The organism is Devosia sp., from assembly GCF_017307565.1.
Classification (GTDB): domain Bacteria; phylum Pseudomonadota; class Alphaproteobacteria; order Rhizobiales; family Devosiaceae; genus Devosia.
This window is the reverse complement of record NZ_JAFKHD010000507.1, coordinates 1-6,307: the sequence shown is the minus strand read 5'-3', so window position 1 is coordinate 6,307 and position 6,307 is coordinate 1. Positions and strand designations below refer to the sequence as shown.

The 6,307-nt window shown below is 62.9% G+C and carries 7 protein-coding genes; 2 read left to right on the top strand and 5 right to left on the bottom strand.

The features are described 5' to 3' along the window. Together J0I64_RS22025 and J0I64_RS22020 are read left to right on the top strand one after the other, a co-directional pair. Nucleotides 1-865, top strand: an 865-nt coding sequence (locus J0I64_RS22025; RefSeq protein WP_291412348.1) for a biotin-dependent carboxyltransferase family protein, incomplete at its 5' end; no start/stop codon positions are given. Then, nucleotides 865-1,689: a 5-oxoprolinase subunit PxpA gene (locus J0I64_RS22020; protein WP_291412346.1), complete on the top strand. Its 825-nt coding sequence runs from the start codon at nt 865-867 to the stop codon at nt 1,687-1,689. The genes J0I64_RS22025 and J0I64_RS22020, both read left to right, overlap by 1 nt. 108 nt (nt 1,690-1,797) lie before the next feature. Here the strand turns inward: J0I64_RS22020 and J0I64_RS22015 are convergent, their stop codons facing one another. The 5 genes from J0I64_RS22015 to J0I64_RS21995 all read right to left on the bottom strand — a co-directional run. Further along, on the bottom strand, nt 1,798-2,550 hold the full coding sequence (locus tag J0I64_RS22015) for an ABC transporter ATP-binding protein (RefSeq protein WP_291412350.1): 753 nt from the start codon (nt 2,548-2,550) through the stop codon (nt 1,798-1,800). Nucleotides 2,551-2,564: 14 nt separating this feature from the next. Then, nucleotides 2,565-3,329: an ABC transporter ATP-binding protein gene (locus J0I64_RS22010; protein WP_291412345.1), complete on the bottom strand. Its 765-nt coding sequence runs from the start codon at nt 3,327-3,329 to the stop codon at nt 2,565-2,567. A 12-nt stretch (nt 3,330-3,341) separates the two neighbouring features. Next, entirely contained in the window at nt 3,342-4,481 is a 1,140-nt protein-coding gene (locus J0I64_RS22005; protein WP_291412343.1) for a branched-chain amino acid ABC transporter permease, read from the bottom strand. A 1-nt stretch (nt 4,482) separates the two neighbouring features. Beyond that, nucleotides 4,483-5,514, bottom strand: coding sequence for a branched-chain amino acid ABC transporter permease (locus J0I64_RS22000; RefSeq protein WP_291412342.1), 1,032 nt, complete (start codon nt 5,512-5,514; stop codon nt 4,483-4,485). A 170-nt stretch (nt 5,515-5,684) separates the two neighbouring features. Then, on the bottom strand, nt 5,685-6,307 hold a 623-nt coding region (locus tag J0I64_RS21995), incomplete at its 5' end, for an ABC transporter substrate-binding protein (protein WP_291412340.1).

Sequence of the window (6,307 nt, the reverse complement as noted above, 5' to 3'; positions counted from 1 at the left end):
GCTCACGACCATCCAGGATGAAGGCCGTTTCGGCTACCTGTCCCACGGCGTGAGCGCATCGGGCCCAATGGATGCGCGTGCATTCCGACAAGCTGGACTCCCAGCCGGCAGCGGCGCCAACGCAGGCATCGAGTTCTCGATGCTAGGCCTCGATCTGCAGGTGGCCGATGGTGAGGTGGCCATCGGCTGGTCGGGCGGGCTTTTCAATGTCGCCGTGAATGGCAGGCACATGGATTGGCCCGGCAGCGCGCGGCTGCGCGCCGGCGATCGACTCGCCATTTCTGCGGGCACCGGCGGCAACTACGGCTATCTCCGTTTCGGCGGCCAAATCGACGTCCCCGAGATCATGGGCAGCCGCTCTACCAGCCTGCGCGCGAAGATCGGCGGACTGGAAGGCCGTGCCTTGAGGGCTGGTGACGAATTGCGGATCCGGGGAGAAGACGGCCTCCCGACAGAAGCATCGGCCGTCGCAGCCGAGACAGGGCCAATCCGGTTCACCTGGGGCCTGCACGCCGAGGTCTTCAGCGCGCCTGTACGGGAGAAATTCGTAACCAGCGCGTTTCGCGTATCCTCGATGATGGACCGCATGGGCGTGCGCCTGCGCGACGAAACCGGCGTCTTCGCTGATGCCCGCATCCTCTCGCTCGTGTCAGACCCGGTCGTTGTCGGCGATATCCAGATCCTCGGCGATGGCACCCCAATCGTCCTCGGCCGCGACCATCAGCCGACTGGCGGCTACCCGCGGATCGGCACGATCATTTCGGCCGACCTCGACCGCTTCTTCCAGCTGCGGCCCAATGCCGAGCTTGCCTTCGCGCCAGTCGGCATCGATCATGCCCAGGCTTTGTTGCGGAGCAGAACCTGATGACCTCAATCGACCTCAACGCCGATCTCGGCGAAGGCATGGGCACCGATGACGATCTCCTCGAGATCGTGTCGAGCGCCTCGATTGCCTGTGGCGGCCATGCGGGCGATGCCCAGACCATCAGGCACATACTGAAACTATGCAAGGCGCGGGGCATCCGCGCCGGCGCCCATCCGGGCTACGCCGACAAGCCGCGCTTTGGCCGGTTTCGGTTGGTCCTGCCGCTCGATCAACTGATCGGCCAGGTGCGCGACCAGATGTTCCTCATTCGCCATATCGCCAGCGAAGTCGATGTGCCGCTCTCCTATGTGAAGCTGCATGGCGCGCTGGCCAATCAGACGGCCGAGGAACTGGCCATGGCGGTTGCCGTCTTCGCGGCCGTGCAGGCGATGGATCCGAAAATGGCGGTGTTGGCGCTCGACAATAGCGAACAGGTGCGAGCAGCCAAGGCCGTCGGCGTGCCGCTGATCCGGGAGGCCTATGCGGACCGGGCCTACACGGCCGAAGGCCTGCTGGTATCGCGCGGTGCCGAGGGCGCGATGATCCACGATACCGACGCGGTGATCGCCCGCTGCCTGCGCCTCGCGCAAAAGGGCGAAATTGTCGCCATCGACGGGACAGTGCTCAAATCGGAAGCGCGCTCGATCTGCCTTCATGGCGACACGCCGGGTGCGGTCGATCTGGCGCGAGAGGTGCGCGACGCGCTGGAAGCCGAAGGCATCACCATTGCGGCCGATCCGCCGGAAAAGGACTTACCCCGGACCTCTCAAGGGGGAGAGGTTGAAATCGGCGATATGCCTTTGGGTTTGAAAGACCCGGGGTAATTCAGGGGGCCAACAAGGCCAATACTAGTACCGTCCCTTGGCCGTCGCCACCGGACTTGTCCCGGTGGTCCATGCTCGCGGCGATGGCCGTGGGGCCGATGCCTCTTGCTAAATCGCCAGATACTCGTGCCGCAGCTCGGCGTTATCGAGCACCTCCTTGGCCGTGCCGCTGAACACAACCTCGCCCGTGTCGAGAATGACTGCGCGGTCGGCAAGTTTGAGCGCTGCCACCGCGTTCTGTTCGACAATGACGGTGGTGATCCCGAGCGGCTTGATCGAGTGCAGGATGCGCTCGATTTCGTGCACGATGACCGGAGCCAAGCCCTCATAGGGCTCGTCGAGCAGCAGCAGTTTCAGGTCGCGGGCGAGGGCGCGTGCAATGGCCAGCATCTGCTGCTCGCCACCGGAAAGCGTGACGCCCTCCTGCGTGCGGCGTTCGGCAAGGCGCGGAAAACTCTCGTAGATCTGCTCAAGGCTCCAGCCATTGCCGGGCGCGACCTTTGCCAGTGCAAGATTCTCCTCGACCGTCAGCCCCTGGATGATGCGCCGGTCCTCGGGCACGAGCTGAATGCCGGCGCGGGCGGCCTCGAAACTCTTCATTTGGTGGATCGGCAGGCCATCCAGCCAGATTTCGCCCTGTCTCATCTGCGGATTGTCGGTGCGGGCAATGGTGCGCAGCGTCGACGTCTTGCCTGCGCCATTGCGGCCGAGCAGGGCCAGGATTTCGCCCTTGCGGATGTCCAGCGACACGCCCTGCACGATATAGCTCTCGCCATAATAGGCGTGCATGTCGCGCACCGAGAAGAAGGGGCGGCTGGCTTCGATTTCGGCTGCGTGGCTGACGGTGATTTCGGTTGTCATGGCGATGGAACTCATCAATGGGCTCCTCCGAGATAGGCTTCCTGGACCTTGGGATTGCCGCGCACTTCATCGGGTGAGCCATCGGCGATGATGCGGCCCTGGGCGAGCACGGAAATCTTGTCGGCCAGCGAGAACACTACATGCATGTCGTGCTCGATGATCACCTTGGTCATGCCGCGGCTCTTGATCTTCTTGAGCAGTTCGATCGTGGTGTTGGTGTCGTGGCGGCTCATACCGGCGGTCGGTTCGTCGAGCAGCAGCAGGCGTGGATGCTGGATCAGGCACATGGCCAGTTCCATACGCCGCTTGTCGCCGCGGCTGAGGCTGCCCGCCATCATGTCGCGGCGGTTGATCATGCCCACATCTTCCAGCATGTGCTCGGCTTCGGCACGGATGCCGGTTTCGCTGTCGAGTGTGCGCAGCATATTGAGCTTGAACATGCCGTCGCGCTTGGCGAGGGCGGGGATCATCACATTGTGCAGCACCGAGAGGTCGGCGAAGATCTCCGGCGTCTGGAATACACGGGCAATGCCCAACTGGTTGATCTGAAAAGGCTTTCGGCCGGTCAGGATCTGCCCGTCGAACACAACCTGGCCGCTCGTTGGTGCCAGCTTGCCGATGATCACGTTGAGCAGCGTCGACTTACCGGCCCCATTGGGGCCGATGATCGCGTGGGTCTTGCCTTCTTCGACCGCGAGGTCGATGTCGGCCAGGGCATGAAGGCCACCGAACCGCTTGTGAACGTCTGCGACGTGCAGGACGACGTTGGATTTTTCCATTTTCTTCTCGTCCTATTCTGCGGGTTGCGTGCGGGCGCTGGGCTTGGCGGAATTGTCCGAGCGACGGAAGGCAGCGGCAATGCGCCGGACGCCTTCCATGATGCCGCCGGGCAGGAAGATCACCACAATGACGAAGGCGAGGCCCAGGGTCAGGTGCCAGCCATCGCCGACGAACTTGCTGGTGATCTTGACGAGCACGCTGTCCATGCCCTCGGGCAGGAAGCTCCAGAAGCGGGCGAGGATATTGTCGTTGAGCGCTGAGAGGATGTTCTCAAAGTACTTGATGATCCAGGCGCCGATGACCGGGCCCACCAGTGTGCCGACGCCCCCCAGAATGGTCATCAGCACCACCTCGCCTGAAGCGGTCCACTGCATGCGCTCCGCGCCAGCCAGCGGATCGGTCACGGCGAGCAGCGCACCGGCAAGACCGGCATACATGCCGGAGATGACGAAGGCCGAGAGCGCATAGGGACGTGTATTGAAGCCCGTGAACTGCATGCGGGTCTGGTTGGACTTGATGGCTTTCAGCATCATGCCGAACGGCGAACCCGCCACGCGCTGGGCCAGAAAGAAAGCGAGGATCAGGAAGCCCGCGCAGAAATAGAAGCCGGCATAGCCCGAAAGCGGCTGCCCCAGGATATTGGGCACCGGTTGACCGACAAGGGTTTTTCCAAGCGCGACGTCTACGATGCGTGGATCGCTGAGGGTCAGCTGCAACCCGGTTTCGCCATTGGTGATCGGCGTCAGCACCGAATAGGCGAGGTTGTAGCTCATCTGCGCGAAGGCCAGCGTCAGGATCGAGAAATAGATGCCCGAGCGGCGCAGACAGAGGAAGCCGATGACGAGGGCGAAAAGGCCCGAGATCGCCACGGCGAATATGATGGCGGGGATCGCGTCGAGCGTCAGCAGCTTGAACGACCACACCGCAGCATAGGAGCCGACGCCGAAGAAGGCGGCGTGGCCAAAGCTGAGATAGCCGGTGAGGCCGAAGAGGATGTTGAAGCCGACAGCGAAGATGCCAAAGATCATGAAACGCTGCAGCAGGTCCGGATAACCCGCCCCGAAGGGGGCGAGCCAGATGGGCATGGCGAGCACGACGATGGCAAAGCCAAGCAGAAGCAGGAGATCGTTGCGGGGCATGAGATTGCTCATGTCAGGCCTCCATCACGCCGCGCCGGCCCATGAGGCCACGGGGGCGAACCAGCAGAATGACGACGGCGACGAGGTAGATGATGATCTGGTCGATGCCGGGAATGATGGCTTTCACCTGGGTCATCGAGGCAAAACTCTGCAGGATGCCGAGGAGAAAGCCGGCGGCGACGGCGCCGGGCAGGGAACCCATGCCGCCCACCACGACGACCACGAAGGAAAGGACGAGGAAGTCCATGCCGATATGGTAGTTAGGCGGCAGCAGCGGGGTGTACATCACACCCGCCATGCCGGCGACGACGGCGGCAAGACCAAACATGATGGTGAAGCGCCGGTCGATATTGATGCCGAGAAGCCCCACGGTTTCACGATCGGCCATGCCGGCACGAACGACCATGCCGAAGGTGGTGAACTGAAGGAAGGCGAAGACGCCACCAATGACCACGCCGGCAAAGATGAAGTAGATCAGGCGCCAGAGCGGGTAGGTGATGACATTGGCCTGCATTCCCAGCCACGAGCCGATATCGGCGGCGCCGCGCAGGTCGGTGGGCATGGGCTGCGGAATGGGATTGGGACCGAAGACCGACTTGATGACTTCCTGCGCCACGATGGCGAGGCCGAAGGTCACCAGGATCTGCTCGGCATGGGTGCGCTTGTAAAAGTGCTTGATGATGCCGCGCTCGAGCGCGATGCCGACCAGGAGCATGACCGGAATGGTGATGAGGATCGATATCGGCACCGAATAATTGACCAGCACCGCGCCGAAATCGCCGAGCCATGCTTGCACCAGCGGCTCGCGCACTTCGAGCGGCGTGCCCCAGGGCGAGAGCTTTTCGGGATCGACGGTGACGGTTTCCATGGTGAGGAACATGCGGACCGACACGGCACAGAAGGCGCCAAGCATGAACAGCGCGCCATGGGCGAAATTGACGACGCCCAGCGTGCCGAACACCAGGGTCAGGCCAAGGGCGATCAGCGCATAGGCGGCGCCTTTATCGAGCCCATTGAGAAATTGCAGAAAGATGACTTCGAACATCGGATGCTCCGGGTCGGCCGAAAGACCAGTAGCCTCACGGTGAGCCTGTCGAACCACCAGAGGCGGCACGACAAGCTTCCGAGGCAAGGCCTCGCCCTTCGACAGGCTCGGGACGAGGTCTACTGAGATAGCCGTCTCGCCTGGCGGGACGGCTCAGCGCGCGTGGCGACTTACGCGCACATCGGGACCGGCTCTGCCGGGCCGAGCTCGCCACCGAAGATGGCGGGGTCGTAGGTCGTGGTTTCGCGATCGATTTCCTGAACCACGTCGAGCACGTCGAACTGGCTGGTCGGGCTCTGGTTGCCCTGCACCACGAGCACCGACTTCATGCACTGGTGATCTTCGGCGCGGTAAAGCGTCTTGCCATTGCCCATCCCGTCGAATTCGTGGCCTTCGAGCGCCTTGATGACTTCGGGCGGATAGAAGGTGCCAGCGCGTTCCACGGCGTCTGCATAGAGCAGGGCCTGGACATAGGCGGTGTGCGCGGCCTGCGATGGCGGGGAGCCATAGGCCGCGCCAAAGCTCTTGGTGAAGGCGATGGAGCCGGGGTCCTGCAGATTCCAGTGCCAGTTGGACGTACCGTAGATGCCCTTGACGCTTTCGCCGGCACCCTTGGCCATCAGCTCGGAGATGAGCGGGGTGACGATCTGGAAATCCTTGCCGTTGGCCTGGCGGTCGCGCATGCCGAACTGCACGGCCTGGGTGAGCGAGTTCACCATGTCGAGGCCGTAGTGGTTTAGGATCAGCACGTCGGCGCCGGAATTGAGGATCGGCGTCAGGTACTGCGAATAGT